21 protein-coding genes and 1 other annotated feature are annotated in these 22,690 nt (G+C 37.3%); of the genes, 18 read left to right on the forward strand and 3 right to left on the reverse strand.

Annotated features, from left to right (window positions below; translation table 11 throughout):
• Positions 1–60: 60 nt before the first annotated feature.
• From KQI94_RS07765 to KQI94_RS07815, 11 genes are all read left to right on the forward strand, one after another.
• On the forward strand, positions 61–282 hold the full coding sequence (locus KQI94_RS07765; RefSeq protein ID WP_002368444.1) for a hypothetical protein: 222 nt from the start codon (positions 61–63) through the stop codon (positions 280–282).
• Positions 279–1,061 carry an ABC transporter ATP-binding protein gene (locus tag KQI94_RS07770; RefSeq protein WP_002368443.1) on the forward strand — a complete coding sequence of 261 codons (783 nt, stop codon included), beginning with the start codon at positions 279–281 and terminating at the stop codon, positions 1,059–1,061. The genes KQI94_RS07765 and KQI94_RS07770 overlap by 4 nt, the downstream gene beginning before the upstream one ends.
• Entirely contained in the window at positions 1,006–2,364 is a 1,359-nt protein-coding gene (locus tag KQI94_RS07775; RefSeq protein ID WP_002368442.1) for a hypothetical protein, read from the forward strand. Before KQI94_RS07770 ends, KQI94_RS07775 begins: the two co-directional genes overlap by 56 nt.
• Positions 2,351–2,617: a hypothetical protein gene (locus tag KQI94_RS07780; protein ID WP_002368441.1), complete on the forward strand. Its 267-nt coding sequence runs from the start codon at positions 2,351–2,353 to the stop codon at positions 2,615–2,617. Before KQI94_RS07775 ends, KQI94_RS07780 begins: the two co-directional genes overlap by 14 nt.
• Positions 2,618–2,969: 352 nt before the next feature.
• The gene (locus KQI94_RS07785; protein WP_002368439.1) at positions 2,970–3,488 is read left to right on the forward strand and encodes a transporter; all 519 of its coding nucleotides are present in this window, start codon (positions 2,970–2,972) and stop codon (positions 3,486–3,488) included.
• Positions 3,489–3,742: 254 nt separating this feature from the next.
• Positions 3,743–4,435: a ribonuclease III gene (gene rnc, locus KQI94_RS07790; protein ID WP_002354946.1), complete on the forward strand. Its 693-nt coding sequence runs from the start codon at positions 3,743–3,745 to the stop codon at positions 4,433–4,435.
• 20 nt (positions 4,436–4,455) lie between these two features.
• Entirely contained in the window at positions 4,456–8,034 is a 3,579-nt protein-coding gene (gene smc, locus KQI94_RS07795; protein WP_002368437.1) for a chromosome segregation protein SMC, read from the forward strand.
• 24 nt (positions 8,035–8,058) lie between these two features.
• Entirely contained in the window at positions 8,059–8,886 is an 828-nt protein-coding gene (locus tag KQI94_RS07800; protein WP_002359053.1) for a Cof-type HAD-IIB family hydrolase, read from the forward strand.
• A gap of 2 nt (positions 8,887–8,888) precedes the next feature.
• Positions 8,889–10,217, forward strand: a complete 1,329-nt coding sequence (ftsY, locus tag KQI94_RS07805; RefSeq protein WP_002402675.1) for a signal recognition particle-docking protein FtsY — start codon at positions 8,889–8,891, stop codon at positions 10,215–10,217.
• Positions 10,218–10,512: 295 nt separating this feature from the next.
• The gene (locus KQI94_RS07810) at positions 10,513–10,998 is read left to right on the forward strand and encodes a cupin domain-containing protein (RefSeq protein WP_002381091.1); all 486 of its coding nucleotides are present in this window, start codon (positions 10,513–10,515) and stop codon (positions 10,996–10,998) included.
• A 119-nt stretch (positions 10,999–11,117) separates the two neighbouring features.
• Positions 11,118–11,516 carry a VOC family protein gene (locus KQI94_RS07815; protein ID WP_002368435.1) on the forward strand — a complete coding sequence of 133 codons (399 nt, stop codon included), beginning with the start codon at positions 11,118–11,120 and terminating at the stop codon, positions 11,514–11,516.
• A gap of 50 nt (positions 11,517–11,566) precedes the next feature.
• Here the strand turns inward: KQI94_RS07815 and KQI94_RS07820 are convergent, their stop codons facing one another.
• Together KQI94_RS07820 and KQI94_RS07825 are read right to left on the reverse strand one after the other, a co-directional pair.
• Positions 11,567–12,463 (reverse strand): YitT family protein, encoded by an 897-nt coding sequence (locus KQI94_RS07820; protein ID WP_002368434.1) that lies wholly within the window; start codon positions 12,461–12,463, stop codon positions 11,567–11,569.
• A gap of 398 nt (positions 12,464–12,861) precedes the next feature.
• A complete protein-coding gene (locus tag KQI94_RS07825; RefSeq protein ID WP_002368431.1) occupies positions 12,862–13,362 on the reverse strand; it encodes a cysteine hydrolase family protein in 501 nt (166 codons plus the stop codon).
• Between the two features lie 170 nt (positions 13,363–13,532).
• Here KQI94_RS07825 and gshAB point away from each other — a divergent pair, with 170 nt between their 5' ends.
• Positions 13,533–15,803, forward strand: coding sequence for a bifunctional glutamate--cysteine ligase/glutathione synthetase (gshAB, locus tag KQI94_RS07830; RefSeq protein ID WP_002368430.1), 2,271 nt, complete (start codon positions 13,533–13,535; stop codon positions 15,801–15,803).
• Between the two features lie 190 nt (positions 15,804–15,993).
• Positions 15,994–16,095 (forward strand): putative holin-like toxin, encoded by a 102-nt coding sequence (locus KQI94_RS07835; RefSeq protein ID WP_021164442.1) that lies wholly within the window; start codon positions 15,994–15,996, stop codon positions 16,093–16,095.
• 214 nt (positions 16,096–16,309) lie between these two features.
• On the opposite strand, the gene KQI94_RS07840 is transcribed toward KQI94_RS07835, so the two are convergent.
• On the reverse strand, positions 16,310–16,762 hold the full coding sequence (locus KQI94_RS07840) for a YueI family protein (protein WP_002368429.1): 453 nt from the start codon (positions 16,760–16,762) through the stop codon (positions 16,310–16,312).
• Between the two features lie 184 nt (positions 16,763–16,946).
• On the opposite strand from KQI94_RS07840, the gene KQI94_RS07845 reads away from it, so the two are divergent.
• The 5 genes from KQI94_RS07845 (at position 16,947) to KQI94_RS07865 (ending at position 22,686) form a co-directional block, all read left to right on the forward strand.
• Positions 16,947–17,894 (forward strand): iron chelate uptake ABC transporter family permease subunit, encoded by a 948-nt coding sequence (locus KQI94_RS07845; RefSeq protein ID WP_002368428.1) that lies wholly within the window; start codon positions 16,947–16,949, stop codon positions 17,892–17,894.
• Positions 17,891–18,856 carry an iron chelate uptake ABC transporter family permease subunit gene (locus KQI94_RS07850; RefSeq protein ID WP_002368427.1) on the forward strand — a complete coding sequence of 322 codons (966 nt, stop codon included), beginning with the start codon at positions 17,891–17,893 and terminating at the stop codon, positions 18,854–18,856. Before KQI94_RS07845 ends, KQI94_RS07850 begins: the two co-directional genes overlap by 4 nt.
• Complete coding sequence (locus KQI94_RS07855; RefSeq protein WP_002354962.1) at positions 18,853–19,608, forward strand: ATP-binding cassette domain-containing protein; 756 nt, start codon at positions 18,853–18,855, stop codon at positions 19,606–19,608. Before KQI94_RS07850 ends, KQI94_RS07855 begins: the two co-directional genes overlap by 4 nt.
• A 38-nt stretch (positions 19,609–19,646) precedes the next feature.
• Positions 19,647–20,600 carry a siderophore ABC transporter substrate-binding protein gene (locus KQI94_RS07860; protein ID WP_002368426.1) on the forward strand — a complete coding sequence of 318 codons (954 nt, stop codon included), beginning with the start codon at positions 19,647–19,649 and terminating at the stop codon, positions 20,598–20,600.
• Between the two features lie 147 nt (positions 20,601–20,747).
• Positions 20,748–20,993 (forward strand) — a binding site (T-box leader).
• 49 nt (positions 20,994–21,042) lie between these two features.
• Positions 21,043–22,686, forward strand: a complete 1,644-nt coding sequence (locus KQI94_RS07865) for a peptide ABC transporter substrate-binding protein (protein ID WP_002368425.1) — start codon at positions 21,043–21,045, stop codon at positions 22,684–22,686.
• Positions 22,687–22,690 lie beyond the last annotated feature (4 nt).

Consider the following 22,690-nt stretch of genomic DNA (forward strand, 5'->3'; position numbering starts at 1 on the left):
TTTTTGAAGGTGTGTTTGGTATTGTTTATAACTAAAACTTATATTTAAAGAAAGGAGTGAATGGATATGCCACTTTATATGGAGAATTATTTGCTTGCGTTGCAATCAAAATATTCACAAGAAATAACTGTAAAATGGGTTTGGGCAGTTGTAATATTACTTTCAGTGATTGGCTGTATTGGTTATGCAGTTTACTGTAGTTGGGTAGGTGGAACATTTGCTGGGAGTATTAAAATTGGTGTTCCCGACTTGGTACACGTTACCTTCAATTGTAAACGTTGATATTTAAGGAGGAAGGAGCCTCTATTTTATGGAGGCTTCTTGTTAAGAAACTTATGATAAGAATTGAAAATTTAACAAAAAAATTTGATAGGAAAGTTTTAGATAATATAACTATCTCATTGCCTAAAAACCGAGTTAGTGTGATTGTAGGTATAAATGGAAGTGGGAAAACTACTTTATTAGATTGTATTGTAGGATTGAAAGATGCAACGTCTGGAAAGGTATTTATTGAGAGCTATTCTAATGATTCTGAAAAGTTTAAAGAATGTATATTCTATATACCATCGGAATTTTATCTACCTAATTATATGACGGGTAAAGAGTACTTAAACTTTGTTTTATCAAGATATCGCTGTAGTGATACAGAACGGATAGATGATTTTTTAGAACTATTTGATTTAAAATTTGCTGGAACTAATTTAATAGAATCGTACTCATTTGGTATGAAGAAAAAAATACAAATAGTTGCAGCAGCACTAGCTAACACTGATTATATATTAGGTGATGAAATATTTAATGGACTTGACTTTGAGACAACATTGCTTACGTTAGAGCTGTTTGAAAATTTATCTAGAGAAGTAGGGATAGTGATTATTTCTCATAATAAATTAATTATTGAAAGGTTTTCAGAGAATATTTTATTGATGTCCAATGGCAATTTAACTCCATTTTTAGGGGCGTCAGAGAATTTAGAAAAAGAAGTGATAAGTACGGAGAAAATTCATGAAAAAATTAAATACATCAAAGGATATCATCCTATTAATCGAGTTATTTATTGATAATGCTTTACGAGGTTTGCTCAAGCACTCTATTTTGTCAAAAAAGAGTACTCGCATCGTAATAGGTGTGTGTGTATTTTTTATCTATTTTGCATACTTTTTTTATAATATGAGTGAATTAGCTAGAATTGTACCAGATTCAGAAAAAATTAGTCATATTTTGATAGAACAAGGTCGAAAAATAACTTTTTATAGTTATTTTAGTAATACATTTGTTTTAGGTATAATAGCATATATTTTAGTTGATAATACTGTTGCATTAGATAAAAACTCCTTATTTTTTGTGAAAACATTGCCTTTTAGAAAGAAAGACATCAGCTTGTCTTTTATGCTATTCAAATTTGTAATTATGATATTGCTTTATGAATTAGTTATGATCATTTCTACGCCAGCTATTAAACTTGTGACGACTGTTCCTATTGAATATGTCATTTTTTTTATTGTTCAGCATCTTTTTTACCTAGTGGTAATTGGGGTGATTGAGTTTATACATTGTTTGTTTGCATTCTTTTTGAAACGAAGAGTGAAACAAATCAATAGTCTCAAAGTGATAGGTGATAGTTTATTAATGATTTTTGCTACTTTTTATTTTTTTGATTTTCGTTATGGTTTAGAATTATTTCTAGCAAACCAATTGTGGAGTATCTCCTATATGATTCCTATCACTTTTTTTCTAATAGTGGTATGTTTAATGCTTATTAGTATAGGCCTATTAAGACTAATTAGTATTCTTGAAAATCAAATGTCTCAACATTCAAAATATATATACATTCCATTCTTAAATAAAGTTATATTTCGTTATAAAGCGAATTGGTATTTTATTAGTTTTACTACAGTTGTTATGTTGGTTATTTTTTTCCAAAGTGGTTTAAGAACAATGTTATTCATTTTGACAACTGTTATGGCCTTTTCAGGCGTTTTATTATTAAGCTATGGAGATATTACTGCTGATTTCAGAAAACAATATGATTTATTGAGAATAAAAATTAGAAATGAATGGTTGAGTCAACTATTGCTAGTGATAATGTTGGCAATGCCATTGTTACTACTTTGTTTTTGGGGATTTGGGGAGTTAGCTCAACTAATTACAGCGTTGTCGTTATCATTAGTAGCTATAATTTTGGGATATGTATTTCCAAAATCACAAGGAAGTTTAAATGAAACGACTTCATTATTGTTATTATTTATTGTATTTGTTCTAGTTAGTTTATTGACAAATCGCTCTTTTGGTTGGTTGATTCTAATTGTTTTAGTACTCTTGCATTTGTTAGTAATTAAGAAGGTGAGAAATGAAAAAGAATAGTAAATATTTAGGAAGTATAACAGTTATCTATTTGTTAGTTCTTGTGATTGAAACATTATGGGAGCTATTCCATACCAGTCGCACAGAATCAACGAAAGTCACTACCTTATTAGGAATTACGATTGATAATCGTATAAGTAAACATGAAATTTCAACTACTTTTGGTTTGACAATTAAGGTATTAGTACTCTATTTGTTGTTATTGTTAGTTGTCTATATTTTGACTGGGTTATTTGGAAAAAAGAAAATATGATTATTAAGTTATCAATATTGTATGTGTTGTCAATATATGTCGTGTTACTTGTACATGAGTGGTTACATTTTATTTTAGCCAAATTCTTCAAATACAATGCTTATATAAAGAGAGTTGGTCTATACCCATTTAAAGTAGTGTATACGAACAGAAATAATCCTCTAGATAATTTATTGATTTCAGCGATATCTCCGCTTTTCTTGGTTATAGTAGGAATAATTTTGCCATTAAATTATTATACTGTGATTTTAAAAGTATCTTGTATTAGTAATATTTTTAATCTCTTACCGTTTACTGCAGATGGAGAAATAATTTTGCTTTCAATTTTTCAAATTTTTAGGAGGAGAAATAAATGAAAAAAAGAAAAGTGTTCATTATTTTTCTTGTTAGTTTGATTATATTTGTTTTTGGTTATTACTTAGCGTTTAATCAAAATAAGTATGTATCCTATAATGACGAGACAAAACAGTTTGTACATACTGATACTTCAAAAATAATGGAAAATCTGGTGAACAGACAACAAGGAATTTATTATTTTGGCTTTCCGACTTGTCCTTGGTGTCTAGAATTATTACCAATACTAGATAAAGAATTAGAGAAGGAAAGTATGAATGCTTATGCTGTAAATACTCGTGGTGATGACTATACAGAAAATGATGATGAATTATTACAAAAATTTTATCAAAAATATACTGGGGATGAGTCGCTTTCTGTACCTTTTATTGTTGCTATAAATAATAAGAAAGAGGTGCAGGTTCATATAGGCACAGTAAAGAATCATGATGCGACTAAAACAAAATTAAAAAGACGACAAAAAGAAGAATTATCCCAATCTTTAAATGAGATGTTAATATTTAGTGAAAGTGAATAACTGAATGCTTTTTTTATTGTCTCTTGCTGGTACGTTTATTCAAAAAATTCCGAGAAAACGTTGCTACGTTTTCTCTTTTTTTATGGGGTAGCAGTGGCTGATTTGATAGCTGGAGAGGTGATTTATTTATTTTTTTCTAAAAAATAATGAGAACACAGTGAATAACAGGCTTTTTCTGAATAGAACCATTTAAAAAAAGTGAAAAAAAAAGTATAATGAAACAAGGTGTAAATAAATGTAAAGGAATGTGGAGAATGGACAATCAGTTAACAACAGAGTTAAAAGAACGTTACGGCATTGTTTTCCATGATGTCAATCTATTAGAGCAAGCTTTTACTCATTCATCCTATGTGAATGAGCATCGCTATTTAAAATTATCCGATAATGAACGTCTTGAATTTTTAGGAGATGCAGTTTTAGAATTAATTGTTTCACAATATTTGTATTTAAAATTCCCAGAACTTCCAGAAGGAAAATTAACGAAGATGCGCGCAGCCATCGTTCGGGAAGATAGTTTAGCCAAATTTGCGAAAGAATGTCACTTCGACAACTACATTTTATTAGGTAAAGGAGAAGAAGCATCGGGCGGACGAACACGTGCATCATTATTATGTGACTTATTTGAAGCCTTTTTAGGTGCCCTCTACTTAGACCAAAAAGTTGGCGCAGCCAAGAAATTTATTGAAGACGTTATTTTTCCGAAAATTGATGCCGGTGCTTTTTCACATGAGATGGATCACAAAACACAATTACAAGAAGTTTTACAACGCAAAGGCGATGTTTCAATTGAATATCGCTTAATTAAAGAAGAAGGCCCTGCTCATGACCGCACCTTTTTCACTGAAGTTTACATGAATGGTGAACTCATTGGGTTAGGCCAAGGAAAATCGAAGAAGTTAGCTGAACAGGATGCCGCTGAGCGGGCACTGAAAAGTATTCCTCAGTAAGGCTGGAAGGAGCAATATTCGTGTATTTAAAACGAATTGAAATTACAGGATTTAAATCATTTGCAGATAAAACCATTATTGAATTTGAAGATGATGTGACAGCAGTGGTTGGTCCGAATGGAAGTGGGAAAAGTAATATCACGGAAGCCGTTCGCTGGGTATTAGGTGAACAATCTGCGAAAAACCTTCGCGGTGGCAAAATGAACGACATTATCTTTGCCGGTTCGGAAGGTCGTAAACCGCTAAATATTGCGGAAGTTACCGTGACGTTAGACAACAGCGACCATTATTTAGCATTGGATTATAGTGAGATTAGTGTCACCCGTCGTTTAAAACGAACGGGCGAAAGTGACTTTTTTATTAATAAACAAGCGTGCCGTTTAAAAGACATTCAAGATTTATTTATGGATTCAGGGTTAGGCAAAGAATCTTTTTCAATTATTTCACAAGGGAAAGTTGAAGCGATTTTTAATAGTAAACCTGAAGACCGTCGTGGGATCTTTGAAGAAGCAGCGGGCGTTTTAAAATACAAACAACGGAAGAAAAAGGCTGAACAAAAGCTTTTCGAAACTGAGGACAACTTAAGCCGTGTCCAAGATATCATTTACGAGTTGGAAGACCAATTAGTTCCTCTAGCCGCCCAAGCAGATGCGGCTAAAAAGTATTTAGCTTTGAAAGAAGAACTTACCGAAATTGATGTCAATTTAACTGTGACCGAAATTCAAGAAGCAAAAGCTATTTGGGAAACGAAAACGCAAGAATTAACAGCCATTGAAGAAAAGTTAGCTGGCGCAAGTAAGCAAGTCCATGACTTAGAAGGCAAATTGGTACGTTTACGAAGCAAGCGCAATCGTTTAGATGAACAAATTGAAACGGAACAACAACAATTATTACAAGTGACAGAAGCGTTGAAACAAGCAGAAGGACAAAAAAATGTTTTAATTGAACGTTCCAAACACACCTCCCAAACGGCAAGCGAATACGAAGAGACATTGGCAGAAACGGCCGAAAAAATTGTTCGTTATCGAGAAGAATTGCAGACGCTGGAAACAGCAATCGCAGAAAAAACGGCACAACGTCAGACGTTAAAAGAAGCATTGGCTTTGGCAACGAAAGATGTGGAAAAATATAGTAAGTCTTCTAAAGAATTAATGGAGGAATTGCGCAGTCAGTATGTGGAAGTCATGCAAGAACAAGCCAATACAGCCAATGACTTAAAATATTTAGAACGACAATATCAACAAGAAACAGCTAAAAATCAACAATCGCTAGCAAAACACGAAGCGCTAGAAGAACAGATGGTTGAAGCTCTCGCAATGAAAGAAACGCTAGAAAAAGAGCAAAAAGTCGCAAAACAAGGCTTACAAGAACAACTGGAAGAATACACTGCGTTGAAAGCAACGCTTGAAGCTAAGCGTGAACGATTAGCACAGCGTCAAAACGATATGTACCAAGCGATGAATCAAGTGCAACAAGCGAAGGCACGCCAAAAAAGTTTGCAAGAAATTCAAGAAAATTACGCTGGCTTCTATCAAGGCGTGAAAGCTGTATTGCGTCACAAAAACCAATTAACTGGGATTGTTGGCGCAGTGGCTGAGTTAATTGAAGTGCCTAAAGAATATACGTTGGCGATTGAAACGGCCTTAGGTGGTGCGGCGCAACATATTGTTGTGGAAAATGAGAAAGATGGTCGAGCAGGCATTACTTTCTTAAAACAACAACACAGTGGCCGAGCAACCTTTTTACCATTGACTACCATTAAGCCACGCTCTGTATCGGCGATGGTTCAGAATCGTTTGGCTGGTGCACCGGGATTCGTGGGGATTGCCAGTGAATTAGTTCGTTATCCAGAACAAGTACAAACCGTTATTCAAAATCTCTTAGGCGTCACGATTTTAGCGGCAGATTTAACGAGTGCCAACCAGTTAGCAAAATTAGTCAATTACCAATATCGCGTTGTCTCATTGGAAGGCGATGTGATGAATCCTGGCGGTTCGATGACTGGGGGAGCCAATAAACGTGGCAACCAAGGAAGCCTATTTTCACAAGCGCAAGAACTTCAAACAATCACTGAACAAATGACTCAATTAGAAACACAACTAAGAAGTGTAGAACAAGAAGTCCAAGCGCTCTCGCAAGAAGTGAAAACAGCCACAGAACGTGCAGAAATGTTGCGCTCTGCTGGTGAACAAAATCGCTTAAAACAACAAGAAATTGACAATAAATTAGCCAATCAAACAGAAACGATTACTCGTTTAACAAAAGAAAAACGCTTGTTTGAATATGAATCACGGGAATTGCATCAATTCTTAACCGAATATCAAACGAAAAAAGCCACATTGACAGAGCAACAAGCAAACTTAATGGCAACGAAAGAACGTTTAGATGCTGAAATGAAACAAGTGGAACAAGAAGCTAGCCAAATGGAAACCTTTAAAGCCCAAGCGCAAGAACGCTTGACGACAGTTCAAGCAGAACAAGCAGTAGCGGCGGAACAATGTGCCCATTTTGCTCGTCAAAAGCAAGACAAACAAGAACAATTGGACGAATTGTTGATTCGAGAAACGGCCATCCGTCAACAGCTACAACAACTAAGTAGCCATTCTAGCGATCACCAGTTAACCGAAGAAGGCTTAGCGGCACAAGTCGCGCAATTAGCGGAGAAACAAACAGCGTTGCAAACCTCTTTACAAACGGCACGCAGTCAACGACAAGCGTTGCAAGAAGAAGTAGACGAGTTAGATACAAAATTAGCGGAAGAAAACAAACGCCAACAACAGTATTTAGCAGATAAAACACAAATCGAAGTCCTAAAAAATCGTGCAGAAATGCAATTAGATAGCTCATTAAGTTACTTACAGGAAGAATACAGCTTAACCTTTGAAGCTGCCTATGAAGCGTATTTCCCAATCGATGATTTGGCGCAAGCGCAACAAACAGTGAAGCGCCTAAAACAAGAAATTGAGCGGTTAGGACCTGTTAACTTAAGTGCCATCGAGCAATTTGAACAAGTCGATGAACGCCATCAATTTTTAGTCAGTCAACGAGATGATTTATTAAATGCGAAAGAACAATTATTTGAAACCATGGATGAAATGGACCAAGAAGTGAAAGAACGGTTTAAAGAAGTCTTTGAAGCAATTCGTGGCCAGTTCAAAGTGGTATTTCCTAATATGTTTGGTGGCGGACGGGCAGAACTGGTGCTAACCAATCCAGAGGATCTCTTGAATACAGGGATTGAGATTGAGGCGCAACCACCAGGGAAAAAATTACAACATTTAAGCTTGTTGTCTGGAGGCGAACGGGCATTAACGGCGATTGCGTTACTCTTTTCAATTATTCGTGTTCGACCAGTTCCGTTCTGTATTTTAGATGAAGTAGAAGCAGCTTTAGATGAAGCCAACGTTGCTCGTTTTGGCCATTATTTAAGCGAATTTGAAGATGGCACACAGTTTATTGTGGTGACGCATCGTAAAGGGACAATGGAAGCCGCAGATGTTTTATATGGCGTGACTATGCAAGAATCTGGGGTTTCAAAAATCGTTTCAGTTCGCTTGGAAGAGGTCAAAGAAGGTGGCGCAATTGAAAAAAGCAATTAGCCAGAAGCAAGGAGGAGCGAACGTTTGATAAAATTAGTTGCTATTGATTTAGATGGAACATTATTAAATAGCCAAAAAGAGATTTCTTTGCGGAATAAACAAGCACTGATGGCTGCGAAACAAGCAGGCGTGAAAGTTGTTATCTGCACAGGTCGACCTTTGGCAGCCATTGGTCCATACTTAGAAGAATTAGGTTTACAAGATGAAGGCGATTATAGCATTACTTTTAACGGCGGGTTGGTTCAAAAAAATGATACAGGAGCCATTATTGAGAAAACATTGATGCCCTTGGAAGCGATTCATGAGCTGTACCAATTAGCAACCACACTCAACATGCCGTTTGATGTCTTATCCGATGAGGTCGTGATGCAACTGCCTTCTGCACCTAATTATCCTTCAATTTATAGTTCTCTAAACAAATTATTAACCTTTGAGTCCTACAAATTAGAAGAGTTAACCCCGAACCGAATTTATAACAAAGTTGTTGTTGCGATTGATGAAGCGTATTTAAATGAACGCATCAAGGAAATTCCGGCCTCCTTTTATGAGCGCTTTGAAATTATTAAAACGCGAAATAACTTATTAGAATTTATGCCAAAAGGGATTACGAAAGCCTATGGTATTTCCTTGTTAGCCAAAGATTTAGGAATCCGTGCAGAAGAAATCATGACCTTAGGGGACGAAGAAAATGATTTACCGATGATTGAATACGCTGGCTTAGGTGTCGCCATGGCAAATGCGATTCCATTAGTTAAAGAAGCTGCAGATGTCGTTACAGACACGAATGACCAAGATGGCGTTGCCAAAGCGGTCGAAAAATATATTTTAACGCCGTTGGAAGGAGGCCAATAAGAATGGGATTTTTTGATAAAATTAAAAAAGCTTTTTCCGCTGAAAAAAAGGAAGAAGAAAAACAAGAGATAATTGAAGAAACAGTAGACGAAACACCTAGTGATGAATCAGCGCCTGCTGAATCAAAAGAAACCGCAGCAGAAGAGGCGCAAACAACGCCAGAAACGGCAGCGGAAGAAGTCGCAGAAACAGCCGATTTAACAGATAACGCTGAAATGGAAAAATTAGCTGATGTAGAAGAAGCGTTAGAAGAAGAGCCAGAAGAAATCCTGACAGAGGAAACACAAGAAGTTGTTGTGGAAGCGCCTGAGGAAGAAAGTAGTGTCGTAACTCCGTTGGCAGAACCAACAGACACGCAGGTTTCAGAAGAAATTGAAGAGTCAAAAGAAGAGCAGGTCCAAGAAAAATATGAAAAAGGCTTGGAAAAAACGCGTAAAACATTTGGTCAACGGTTGAACGAATTGTTTGCTAATTTCCGAAGCGTCGATGAAGATTTCTTTGAAGAATTAGAAGAAACGTTAATTGGTGCAGACGTAGGCTTTGATACATCCTTAAAAATTACAGAAGCCTTGCGACAAGAAGTGAAACTGCGAAACGTGAAAAAACCAGCTCAAGTTCAAAATACCATCATTGAAAAAATGGTTGATTTGTATGAAGAAGCAGGAATTAATGAAAATAATGCGATTAACTTACAGCCAAATGGCTTAACCGTGATTTTATTTGTTGGTGTTAATGGAGTTGGTAAAACAACCAGCATTGGTAAATTAGCCCATCAATACAAGTTGGAAGGAAAGAAAGTTTTAATGGCAGCTGCCGATACGTTCCGAGCGGGCGCCATCGATCAATTAGTTGTTTGGGGCGAACGGGCTGGCGTTGAAGTAGTGCGTGGGAATGCTGGCGGCGATCCAGCAGCGGTCGTTTTCGATGCAGTGGAACGTGCCAAAACAGAACAGGCCGATGTTTTGCTAGTGGATACAGCAGGTCGTTTACAAAATAAAGTCAACTTAATGAAGGAATTAGAAAAAATCAAACGAGTCATCCAACGAGAAATTCCAGATGCGCCTCACGAAGTACTCTTAGTCGTGGACGCAACTACTGGGCAAAATGCGATGACACAAGCCAAACAGTTCAAAGAAACAACCGATGTCACTGGTTTAGTTTTAACCAAACTAGACGGAACAGCCAAAGGTGGTATTGTCATTGCTATTCGGAATGAATTACACTTGCCAGTGAAATTAGTTGGTCTAGGTGAAGGCATTAACGATTTAGAACCATTTAATGCCAACGATTTCGCAATGGGCTTATTTAAAGGCTTATTAAAAGATGTTTAGTTGTAGAAAATAACAGGTTTGGGAAGAACGTGGGACAGGAGCCTGGGACAAAAATCACTTTGGATTTTTGTCCCAGGCTCAATACCTGATAAACGGCGGGAACAGAACCAACTCCTTCGGAAATAAGTCGAAATTCTCCAAAAATTAAAGAGCAATTTTCGGAAATTTCTTCTTATTTCTCGGAGCTAAACGGTTCTGTCCCGACCTCCTGTCCCGCCGTTTATTTTAGGATTGGGACGGATGTTCTAAGTTCTTCCTAAATTGTTTCTGAAAAAATGAAGGAGTGAGGGAGAAGATGACAGAACAAATGTGGATTGAGAAGTTAGGATTAGAAGCGCATCCTGAGGGCGGTTATTTTAAACAAACCAATAAAAGTGAACAATTGATTCCAACCAAACGAGGCGAACGGGCGTTGCATACAGCGATTTTGTTTCTATTAAATACAGAAAGTCCGTCACATTTTCATCGTTTAAAAGCGGATGAATTATGGTTTTTTCACGATGGTCAGCCGTTAACCGTTCACTGTATTTTTCCTGATGGAACGTATCAAGCTGTTCAGTTAGGGAAAGACTTAGTTCAAGGACAACAGCTTTCGTTCTCAGTTCCTGCCGGCACAATCTTTGGCTCTACAGTAGCGACAGGATTTGCGTTAGTCAGTTGTGTAGTTACACCAGGCTTTGAGTTTGAAGACTTCGAGTTATTTACTCAAGCGGAATTGTTAAACGATTATCCACAACATAGTGAAATCATTCAGCACTTGGCTTATCGAGAATTACCTTAAGAAAACGTTTTAGTAACATTTCTTTTATGAATATGCTAGTATAAATCAAACAAGCTTGTTGATTTTGTCGCAACGCACACTTAGCTGTCGTAGATGATTAAAAGAAAGGGATGAATCACATGGGCACAATGGTTTTTGTTAACTTCCCAGTAGCGGATGTCCAACGTTCTACAGCATTTTATGAAAAACTTGGATTCAAAAAGAACGAGGAATTTTCAACAGAGGAAGCTAGTTCGATGATGTGGGATGATCAATTTTGGATTATGTTGTTGAACCATGACTTTTATGGAAAATTTATCCAAGAAAAGCAAATTATTGATGCGCAAACCACCAGTGGGGCATTAATTTCCTTTAGTTTAGAGAGTGCCGAAGCCGTAAAACAGTTTGGCGAAACCGCCAAAGCTAACGGAGGCAACTGTTACCGAGTTGATATGGGAATACCAGAAGAGCAAACGTATGGCTTAGAAGTGCAAGATTTGGATGGCAATAGCTTAGAACCTGTCTGGATGAAGATGTAAAAAGAACCGCAAAATCTCTACAGATTTTGCGGCTCTTTTCCTACAAAAAACTATTGTAAATTATTGGCATTAGTAGCTTCAACACCATAAGAATCAGCTACTTTTTTCAAGCTAAATCCTTTTCCGTAGACTTCACTCGCACTCATTGAAATCAAAAAAGCTTCTTCATCAATATCAAGAATGGCTTCTTTTAAGCGAGGAAAATCTTTTTCACGAATGACAGTCATTAAGAGCATGCCTTTCGCGCTTCGATAACCGCCTTCGATTGGCACCAAGGTCACACCTTTATCTAGTTCACGTAATAAGCGTTCTTGAATAGCGACATATTTTGGTGAAATAATCATCACATTCTTCGAGCGAACCAGACCAACTTGAATCATGTCAACGACACGACCAATTGTAAATAAACAAATTAAAGAGAATAGCACAATATCTGCATTAAAAGCGTACATTGCTGATAAAATGACTAAACCATCGACGAATAAAATAGCAATACCTAAGGAAACTTTGAAGTATTTATTGACAATTTGTGAAATGATTGCTGTCCCACCAGTTGAAGCATTGCCACGGAAAACCAAGCCTAGGCCAGCACCTGTAATAATACCGCCAAATAATGCTGCTAGAAAAATATTATGTGTTAAAACAGGCATCCCCGAAGTAATTCCTACAAAAAATGGATAAATAAGACTGCCATAAATGGTTTTGACACCGACCTCTTTCCCAAGAAGTAAGAAACAAAGCACTAAAAGAGGAATATTGATGGCGTAAAGAACAATGGCGGGACTAATCCCGAAAACATAATTAATAACAATACTAATGCCATTGGCTCCGCCTGCGACAAGTTTATTTGGCAATAAGACCGCATTGATTGAAATGGCCAAAATGAATGCACCGACTGTTACATAGGCGGTGTCTTTTAAACGTTGGGCTGTAAAAAATTTGTTCATAAAATACCTCCAATTATTTATTAGTTTAGTGAATGATGACATAAAAAAAGACAGAACATGAGAGACAAGCCTAATCGACTTATGTCCCACACTCTAAATCTTCAACTAATCAACTGAACACTTTTTCCTTATACTAACATGAAATACGACAAGAAAACATAGTGAACAAACAATTTTTTGGAAAAGAGGTCGGGACAGAACCGTTTAGCTCCGAGAACCAAGTAGGTACTGATTAACATCTATTTGCTTTGCAAATAGTGTTTCTCAGCAATAAGAAGGAATTTCCGAAAATTGCTCTTTAATTTTTGGAGAATTTCGGCTTATTTCCGAAGGAGTTGGTTCTGTTCCCGCCGTTTATCAGATTTTGAGCCCGGAACAAAAATCCAAAGTGATTTTTGTCACAGGCTCAAAAAAGTCAAAAAGCGGCCAGCCCAAATAGCTTCATGATGTTGGATAATTTGTGCCGCGGTTAAATGTCCATTATCCAAGGTGGAAGTGGTTTTCGGTGTCATCAAACACGTATAGCCTAAACCATGAGCCATCCGAATTGTAGTGTCCACACAAAACTCGGTTTGGACACCAGCGATTTCTAACGTTTGAACGTCTTGTTCCGTCAATAAATCATTTAAATTTGTTTGGTAAAAGGCATTCGCATGCGTTTTGCGGATGAAAAAATCTGTGGGCTGTGCATCCAGCTTTTCAAAAAGTTGCCAAGAGTCTGAGCCAAAAGGTAATTCGATTTCTTCATGTTGAACAAAAATAATGGGCGCATGGTGTTGGCGGTAGACAGCAATACGCTGATTGACCTTTTCCAACACTGCTGGCAGACGGTACAATTGCTGCGACGGACTTTCGATGCCTTTTTGAAAGTCAATTAAAAGTAATGCACGATTTTTCATGAGCAATCCCCACTTTCTATAAACTAGTTGTTTTCAGTATAACGGAAAAAGGCGCTCTCTAAAAGTGTCTCGAAAATTCCCAAGTGAACGTTCAAAAAAACAGCATATTTACTCGTTTTCCTATATAATAGTAAGAGAAACAGATAGTTTGTAGAAAGAAAGGCGACAAGATGAATTATAGAGAATTAATGCAAAAGAAAAATGTTCGTCCTTACGTATTGATGGCTCGTTTTGGTTTAGAAAAAGAAAACCAACGTAGTACACGAGAAGGGCTTTTAGCGACAACTGATCATCCCACGGTTTTTGGTAACCGTTCTTATCATCCATATATTCAAACAGATTTTAGTGAAACACAATTAGAACTAATCACGCCTGTAGCAAATAGCGGCACAGAAATGCTTCGTTTTTTAGATGCCATTCACGATGTGGCTCGTCGTTCGATTCCAGAAGATGAAATGCTGTGGCCATTAAGTATGCCGCCACAATTACCAACAAAAGATGAAGAGATTAAAATTGCTAAATTAGATCAATATGATGCAGTGTTATATCGTCGTTATTTGGCAAAAGAGTATGGCAAACGAAAACAAATGGTCAGCGGAATTCATTTTAATTTTGAATATGACCAAGCCCTGATTCAGCAATTATATGATGAACAATCCGAAGTGACAGATTGCAAACAATTTAAAACGAAAGTGTACATGAAAGTTGCCCGTAACTTTTTACGTTATCGTTGGTTAATTACGTATCTTTTTGGGGCTTCACCAGTTAGTGAAGACGGCTACTTTAGGGTCTACGACGACCAACCGCAAGAACCCATTCGCAGTATTCGGAATAGTACGTATGGCTACAGAAATCATGACAATGTGAAAGTATCGTATGCCTCATTGGAACGCTATTTAGAAGATATTCATCGCATGGTGGAAAATGGTTTACTTTCTGAAGAAAAAGAATTTTATGCGCCTGTGCGCTTACGTGGCGGGAAACAAATGTCTGATCTGCCTAAAACAGGTATTCGCTATATCGAGTTGCGTAATTTAGACTTAAATCCTTTTTCACGTTTAGGCATTGTGGAAGATACCGTGGATTTCTTACATTATTTCATGTTGTATTTATTGTGGACAGATGAAAAAGAAGAAGCGGATGAATGGGTAAAAACTGGCGATATTTTTAATGAACAAGTGGCTCTTGGTCATCCTCATGAAACGATTAAGTTAATTGCAGAAGGCGATCGGATTTTTTCAGAAATGATTGATATGTTAGATGCTCTAGGCATTCGCAAAGGCAAAGAAGTTGTCGGTAAGTATTATCAACAACTGCGGAATCCACAAGACACCGTTTCTGGCAAAATGTGGACGATTATTCAAGAAAACTCCAACAGTGAACTGGGAAATATTTTTGGAAACCAATATCAAAGTATGGCCTTTGAACGCCCTTATCAATTAGCTGGTTTCCGTGAGATGGAATTATCCACACAAATTTTCTTATTTGATGCGATTCAAAAAGGTTTGGAAATCGAAATTTTAGATGAACAAGAGCAATTTTTGAAACTGCAACATGGCGAGCACATTGAATACGTCAAAAATGCCAACATGACTAGCAAAGATAACTACGTGGTACCATTGATTATGGAAAACAAAACCGTGACAAAGAAAATTTTGTCTGCAGCAGGGTTCCATGTGCCTGGCGGTGAAGAATTTTCATCTTTTATTGAGGCACAAGAAGCACATTTACGCTACGCCAATAAAGCGTTTGTCGTGAAACCAAAATCAACGAATTACGGTTTAGGAATTACCATTTTTAAAGAAGGCGCTTCGTTGGAAGACTTTACGGAAGCGTTACGGATTGCTTTTAAAGAGGACACAGCGGTTTTAATTGAAGAATTTTTACCTGGAACAGAATATCGGTTCTTTGTGTTAGATAATGATGTAAAAGCCATCATGTTGCGCGTGCCAGCCAATGTTACGGGAGATGGCAAACACACTGTAGAAGAATTGGTGGCCGCTAAAAATAGTGATCCATTGCGGGGGACCAATCACCGTGCACCACTAGAGTTAATCCAGTTAAATGATTTAGAAAAACTAATGTTGAAAGAACAAGGTTTAACTATCTATTCTGTGCCAGAAAAAGAGCAAATCGTGTACTTGCGAGAAAATTCTAATGTTAGCACGGGCGGGGATTCGATTGATATGACCGATGTCATTGATGATAGTTATAAACAAATCGCCATTGAGGCCGTAGCTGCTTTAGGAGCCAAAATTTGTGGTATTGATTTAATCATTCCTGACAAAGACGTAAAAGGCACACGTGATAGCTTAACGTACGGGATTATCGAAGCAAACTTTAATCCAGCCATGCACATGCATGTGTATCCTTACGCTGGAAAAGGACGCCGTTTAACAATGGACGTTTTAAAACTTTTATACCCAGAAGTGGTTCAATAAAAAAAGAATACCGCCAAAAAATTCATAATAGATTTTTTGGCGGTATTCTTTATAAAAACGTTTTCTTGGTGAACCCAATAGGTTATACTAAAGTTATTACCAATGAAAGTTGTATGACGGTGGCTCTGAGTTAGAGAGGCAGGTGATGCCTATGTGTATCCGATGCACTTTAACGAAAGGAGCATTTTTTTTGTCAATCGAAGCGACATTGGAATTGATGATTAGTTTTGCAACCCTTGTTGCGTTACTGATTTTCGGTATCCTTGAAGCAACGAAAAACGATAAAAAATAACCGTTCATAAGCTTGACAGGCCGAACGGTTAAACAGTAATAAAAACTTAACTCAGTAAGCCACCAGTTCTTATAACTGGCGTTGGTATAAAAGGAGAGGTATGTAGTAGCATATCTCTCTTTTCATTTTCATAATAGCATAATTCTATTATAAATGGAAGCGCTCATAACTCATGTTTAAACAATCCAATGACTCATAACTTTTCTTGAGCTTTTTATGAGTGAAATAGTTTTTGCCAAAAGCCTTTTTTAGCTGTTGGCTCTTCTTTTGACGTTTCTGTTGCTTGAGGATATTTTTCTGTAACGTCAATCACAGGTTCATCGACTGCATGTTTTTCAGCTAACAGTAAGCCGAGAGAGTCAGGGTTGTTCTCCACAAAATTGTTAACAATCTTAAAGGTTGCGCCATGCTGATTTAATAATTTAATATAGGTACTTTGCAGGTCAGAAGAGATTTCGCCATTTAAAAGTACTGTAACTTCAGGATGCTTCGCTAATTCTTCTAATAAATGTTGTTGATTCTGTGTATCTTTCATTTCAGCGACGGTCATGGAGAGACGGCAGCGTTCACGAAATGTGCCCATGTATTTGTGTTGTTCTTCAGGATTAACGAGGGGCGTACCGTACATTCCTTTATCCAGACGTTGTTGTAAGTCATCATTCGCCATTCAGTAACACTCCTTTCCTAACGTTTCCCTCCATTATAGCATATCTTAGATAAGTCGTTGGTCAGTCGGCTTGAGAAGAAGTTTTTAATAAAGGAAAAAAAGTGGTTGCATTTGTGATGGTTTTCTCATACACTGTAACTAAGAATGAGAATCATTCTCAATTAAATAAAAATGGAGTTTTCTCATGAAAAAGATTGGTTTGTTTGTTCTACTATTACTTTTCAGCTTATTGTCATTAGTGATAGGGGTGAAGGACATTGCACTTTCTCAATTGTTTCAATTAGATGCGCAGCAACAATTTGTTTTATTTACCACCCGTGTTCCCCGCACGTTGAGTTTAATCATTGCTGGTAGTACGATGAGTATTTCTGGATTGATTATGCAGCAACTCACACAAAATAAATTTGTCGCTCCTAGTGTCGCTGGAACAACCGATAGTGCAAGGTTGGGTATTTTAGTCGTAATGTTATTTTTCCCAACAGCTCCGTTTCTCTATCGAACGGCAATTGCTTTTATTTTTGCGCTAAGCGGGACCTTGTTATTCTTAGCGCTCATTCGATTATTACCAAGTAAGAATCAAGTGATGGTCCCTTTGGTGGGCGTGATGTTTGGTAACATTCTAGGCTCAATTGCCACATTTTTTGCCTATCAATACCAATTGGTTCAAAATATGTCTGCTTGGTTACAAGGAAATTTTTCCACAGTTATGAAAGGGAATTATGAATGGTTATTCTTAATGATTCCTTTGTGGTTTGTTATTTATTTATTTGCTTATCATTTCACTGTCGTTGGTATGGGTGAAGCATTTGCAAATAGTCTTGGCGTCCATTACCAGCGAATTCAGTTTTTAGGTTTGACGCTGGTTGCTTTAGCAAGTGCCATCGTTTTATTGATGGTGGGGAATATTCCGTTTTTAGGGGTTGTGATTCCCAATCTCGTGTCTTTACGTTATGGCGATCATATGAAAAATACCTTGTGGTTAACTGGGATTTGCGGGAGTTTGTTCTTGTTAATCTGTGATATTTTAGCACGAGTATTGATTGCCCCCTATGAAATTCCTGTCAGCGTGGTTGTCGGAACATTAGGGAGCATTTTGTTCATTTTATTATTACTAAGGGGGCGCAAACAATGAAACGGCCTTTAAAAAAATGGCTTTCATTACTTTTGCTTTTAGCTGCCGTAGTAATTGTGAGCCTTTGTTATTTAACTTATAACACGTATGGCAATTGGTCCTTTGCTTTGGCGTTACGAGGCAAAAAGTTATTGGCTTTTATTTTTGTCGGAATCGCTGCGGCTTTTTCAACCATTAGTTTTCAAACGGTCACGCAAAATCATTTCCTAACGCCAAACATTTTAGGGATGGATTCCTTGTATGTCTTTGTGCAGACGGTGTTATTTTTTCTTTTAGGAGGCGCACAAGCGTTAGGTCAAGTAAGTCTTGGGTCGTTTTTGATGAACGTCTTTTTAATGGTGTTTTTAAGTACTAGTTTATCGTATTTTCTATTACGCAAAAATCAATCCGATTTATTTTTATTATTGATGATTGGCATGATTTTAGGTACTTTTTTCAGTAGTATTAGTACGTTTTTACAAGTGATTATGGATCCTAACGAATACGACTTACTCCAAGGAAAGTTGTTTGCCAGTTTCGGTAACGTCAATAGTCAGTATCTCGTTTTCGTTGGTGTGGCGGTACTCATAATTTGTGGGATACTTTGGCGGGAAAGTTACCGTTTAGACGTTTTACATTTAGGGAACCATCAAGCCCAGAATTTGGGGATTGCTGTGAGTCAGTTTCAATTAGTGTTGTTGTGTTTGATCAGTAGTCTGGTCGGCTTATCAACAGCATTAGTGGGACCGATTACATTTTTAGGTTTTATCGTGGCCAATATGAGTTATCAATTCATGAAAACCTATCGCCACCGAGAACTGTTTGTGGCAGGGAGTTTAATAGCAGTCTTTTTACTGGTGTTTGGTCAATTGATGGTTGAACAGGTCTTCCATTTGAATACCCCGCTAAGTGTGGTGATTCAATTTGTTGGGGGCGTTTATTTTATATGGAAAATTATTGCAGAAAGGAAGCAACGCACATGATCCAGATGAGTGATGTATCAAAAAAATATGGCGATAAATTTGTCGTTTCAGATATTGATTTACCTATTTCTGAAGGCAAATTAACGGCCTTTATTGGACCAAATGGCGCTGGGAAAAGCACGCTGCTAGCCATGATGAGTCGCTTAATTCCCAAAGATACCGGGGAAATTTATCTGGACAAGCAAGAAGTAAAAACCTGGAAGCAATCAGCTTTTTCACAAAAAATTGCCCTTTTAAAACAAGCCAACGGTGTACAACTTAAATTAACTGTGCGAGAACTGGTCAATTTTGGTCGTTTTCCTTATTCCAAAGGTCGCTTAAAAAGCGCTGATCATGAAAAAGTAACAGAAGCGTTGGAACAATTGGGCTTAACTGAAATGGCGGAAGAATACATTGATACCCTTTCTGGAGGCCAATTACAACGGGCGTATATTGCCATGATTTTAGCCCAAGATACCGATTATATTTTATTGGATGAGCCCTTAAATAACCTCGACATGAATTATGCGGTTCAAATGATGCAGATTCTTAAACGCTTAGTGGATGAACTAGGAAAAACGATTCTGATTGTTCTACATGATATTAATTTTGCCGCAAGCTATGCAGATGAAATTGTCGCCATGAAAGGCGGAAAGCTCTATGCGCATGGCGCAACAGAAGAAGTTATTCAAACAAGTATTTTAAATGATCTTTATGAAATGAATATCCGGATTTGTGAAATTGAAGGAAAACGCTTTTGTCTTTATCACTAAATCGGGCAATTTAAAAATAACGTTTTTGGAGGAAAAGAATGAAAAAGAAATTTTTAGCAATGATGGCAGTTTCAATGATGGGACTGTTAATGTTAAGTGCTTGTCAAACAAATAAAAAAACAGCAGATTCTGCAACAACAGAAACAACAGCTAAAACGGAAGTCACAGTCAAAGACACCAATGGTCAATTAACCGTTCCCAAAAATCCTAAGAAAGTCGTTGTTTTTGATAATGGTTCCTTGGATACAATGGATGCACTAGGTGTCGGTGACCGCGTGGTAGGCGCGCCAACTAAAAATATCCCTGCGTATTTGGAAAAATACCAAAAAGTTGAATCAGCAGGCGGTATTAAAGAACCAGATTTAGAAAAAATCAATCAACTAAAACCAGACTTAATTATTATTTCTGGTCGGCAACAAGATTATCAAGAACAATTAAAAGCCATTGCGCCAACCATTTACTTAGCTGTAGATGCCAAAAATCCTTGGGCATCAACGAAACAAAATATCGAAACGTTAGGCACTATTTTTGATAAAGAAGAGGTAGCTAAAGAAAAAATAACTGGCTTAGAAAAAGAAATTGCTGACGTGAAAAAACAAGCAGAAGCTAGCGCGAATGATGCGCTTGTTGTGTTAGTTAACGAAGGACAACTTTCCGCTTATGGAAAAGGCTCTCGTTTCGGTTTAATTCATGATACATTTGGCTTCAAAGCAGCAGACGATAAGATTGAAGCTTCCACTCATGGGCAAAGTGTTTCTTACGAATATGTTTTAGAAAAAAATCCTGGGATTCTCTTTGTGGTAGATCGCACCAAAGCAATTGGTGGCGACGATTCAAAAGATAACGTCGCTGCAAACGAATTGATTCAAAAAACCGATGCTGGTAAAAATGATAAAGTCATTATGCTTCAACCAGATGTTTGGTATCTAAGCGGTGGTGGATTAGAATCAATGCATTTGATGATAGAAGATGTTAAAAAAGGATTAGAGTAAAATTGTCTTAGAAAAGAGGAATTGAAACCTCTTTTCTTTTTTTGATGAAAAACAAAAAAGTTTTAAATTAAAAATGTGGTTGACGGCCTCGAAAATGTTTGCTAAACTATCCGTAAATCAGTATGATTGATGAAACAAATAAAAGAACAAAATGTGATGAGAAGGAAAGTACTTTTTAAAATAGCTTGCAGAGAGCCTCGTTTGGTGAGAAGAGGTAGTGACGTTAAAGGGGAAAATGGCCTTTGAACAGGTTGGTTGAAGCCGTTCGCTTAAACCAATTCAGGTGCGCCTGTTATAGCGCTACAGTATGATTGTACTGGAAACGAGCGGATCTTTTTTAGCGAAGAGATCAACAAAGGTGGTACCGCGATTGCATAAGCATTCGTCCTTTTTAGGACGAATGCTTTTTTTATTTGTTTAAAAAATATGAGGGGGCAACAACATGAAATTGGGGAAAAAAGTAGTAGGTTTGATTGCAACAGGGTTTCTTTTAGCCGCATGTGGCGGAACCAAAGAAGCGGCAGAGAAAGTAGATTCGGGAAATTTAGCAGCTGAACAAAAAATCAGTATTAGTTCACCTGCACCAATCTCAACATTGGATACAACACAAACAACAGATAAAAATACCTTTACAATGGCACAACATTTATTTGAAGGCCTTTATCGGTTTGATGATGATAGTGCCACGGTGCCAGCTCTAGCTAAAGATGTCAAGATTAGTGACGATGGGCGCAAGTACCACTTTACCTTGCGGGAGGGGATTAAGTGGAGCAACGGCGAGCCAATCACGGCCCAAGATTTTGTTTATTCTTGGAAAAAACTGGTGACACCAGCGACGATTGGACCGAATGCTTATTTACTAGACAGTGTTAAAAATAGTTTTGAAATACGCAACGGTGAAAAGTCAGTCGATGAATTAGGGATTTCAGCCCCTAATGACAAAGAATTTATTGTTGAATTAAAACAGGCCCAACCTTCCTTCTTAGCAGTCGTTTCGATTGCTTGGTTAGCGCCACAAAATCAAAAATTTGTCGAAGCGCAAGGTAAAGATTACGCCTTGGATAGTGAACATTTACTTTATAGCGGGCCATTTACGCTAGCCAATTGGGATGCGACTTCAGATACTTGGACATTGAAAAAAAATCCAGAATACTATGATGCGGATCAAGTGAAACTGGAAGAAGTTGCGGTTAGCACAATCAAAGAAGATAATACTGGGATTAACTTATATCAAGCGAATGAACTAGACTTAGTTCGCATTAACGGACAATATGTTCAACAATATCAAGAGGACCCAGGCTATGTCAGTCATCCAGATGTGGCCAACTACTTCTTAGATTTCAACAAAAAAGAAGGAACGCCATTAGCAAATGTTCATTTACGAAAAGCGATTGGCCAAGCAATAGATAAAGAAGCCTTAACACAAAGTGTCTTAAACGATGGGTCAAAACCCCTCAACGGATTAATTCCAAGTAAACTTTATGCGAATCCAGAAACAGATGAAGATTTCCGAGCTTACAGTGGCGAATATTTGAAAAATGACGTCAAAAAAGCCCAAGCTGAATGGACGAAAGCCCAAGCGGATGTCGGTAAAAAAGTGAAACTTTCATTGCTGGCGGCAGATACAGATCAAGGAAAACGAATTGCTGAATATGTTCAAAGTCAGTTACAAGAAAATCTGCCAGGTTTAGAAATTACCATTTCATCGCAACCAAGTAATAATGTGAATCAATCGCGACGTGAAAAAAATTATGAGTTGTCTCTTTCAGGATGGATTGCCGGCAGTAGTGAATTAGACTCTTACTTTAACTTATATGCGGGAGAATCAAGTTACAATTATGGCAATTATCATAATGCCAAATACGACCAACTAGTAGAAGATGCACGAACGATTAATGCCAATAATCCAGAGAAACAGTTTGCAGAATACAAAGAAGCGGAAGACATCTTGTTGAACCAAGATGCTGCCCAAGTACCGCTGTATCAAAGTGCCTCAAATTATCTAATCAATCCTAAATTGAAAGGCATTAGTTATCACTTGTATGGGGATTATTTCCACTTGCGCAATGCCTATTTAACAGAATGATTCA

This window comes from Enterococcus sp. S183_ASV_20 (genome assembly GCF_018919685.1).
Taxonomy (GTDB): domain Bacteria; phylum Bacillota; class Bacilli; order Lactobacillales; family Enterococcaceae; genus Enterococcus; species Enterococcus faecalis.

Coding starts and splice junctions, on each gene's coding strand:
- KQI94_RS07765 (WP_002368444.1), top strand. CDS start 61: ATGGATATGCCACTTTATATGGAGAATTATTTGCTTGCGTTGCAATCA.
- KQI94_RS07775 (WP_002368442.1), top strand. CDS start 1,006: ATGAAAAAATTAAATACATCAAAGGATATCATCCTATTAATCGAGTTA.
- KQI94_RS07780 (WP_002368441.1), top strand. CDS start 2,351: ATGAAAAAGAATAGTAAATATTTAGGAAGTATAACAGTTATCTATTTG.
- KQI94_RS07785 (WP_002368439.1), top strand. CDS start 2,970: ATGAAAAAAAGAAAAGTGTTCATTATTTTTCTTGTTAGTTTGATTATA.
- rnc (WP_002354946.1), top strand. CDS start 3,743: ATGGACAATCAGTTAACAACAGAGTTAAAAGAACGTTACGGCATTGTT.
- ftsY (WP_002402675.1), top strand. CDS start 8,889: ATGGGATTTTTTGATAAAATTAAAAAAGCTTTTTCCGCTGAAAAAAAG.
- KQI94_RS07810 (WP_002381091.1), top strand. CDS start 10,513: ATGACAGAACAAATGTGGATTGAGAAGTTAGGATTAGAAGCGCATCCT.
- KQI94_RS07815 (WP_002368435.1), top strand. CDS start 11,118: ATGGGCACAATGGTTTTTGTTAACTTCCCAGTAGCGGATGTCCAACGT.
- KQI94_RS07820 (WP_002368434.1), bottom strand. CDS start 12,463: ATGAACAAATTTTTTACAGCCCAACGTTTAAAAGACACCGCCTATGTA.
- KQI94_RS07825 (WP_002368431.1), bottom strand. CDS start 13,362: ATGAAAAATCGTGCATTACTTTTAATTGACTTTCAAAAAGGCATCGAA.
- gshAB (WP_002368430.1), top strand. CDS start 13,533: ATGAATTATAGAGAATTAATGCAAAAGAAAAATGTTCGTCCTTACGTA.
- KQI94_RS07840 (WP_002368429.1), bottom strand. CDS start 16,762: ATGGCGAATGATGACTTACAACAACGTCTGGATAAAGGAATGTACGGT.
- KQI94_RS07845 (WP_002368428.1), top strand. CDS start 16,947: ATGAAAAAGATTGGTTTGTTTGTTCTACTATTACTTTTCAGCTTATTG.
- KQI94_RS07850 (WP_002368427.1), top strand. CDS start 17,891: ATGAAACGGCCTTTAAAAAAATGGCTTTCATTACTTTTGCTTTTAGCT.
- KQI94_RS07855 (WP_002354962.1), top strand. CDS start 18,853: ATGATCCAGATGAGTGATGTATCAAAAAAATATGGCGATAAATTTGTC.
- KQI94_RS07860 (WP_002368426.1), top strand. CDS start 19,647: ATGAAAAAGAAATTTTTAGCAATGATGGCAGTTTCAATGATGGGACTG.
- KQI94_RS07865 (WP_002368425.1), top strand. CDS start 21,043: ATGAAATTGGGGAAAAAAGTAGTAGGTTTGATTGCAACAGGGTTTCTT.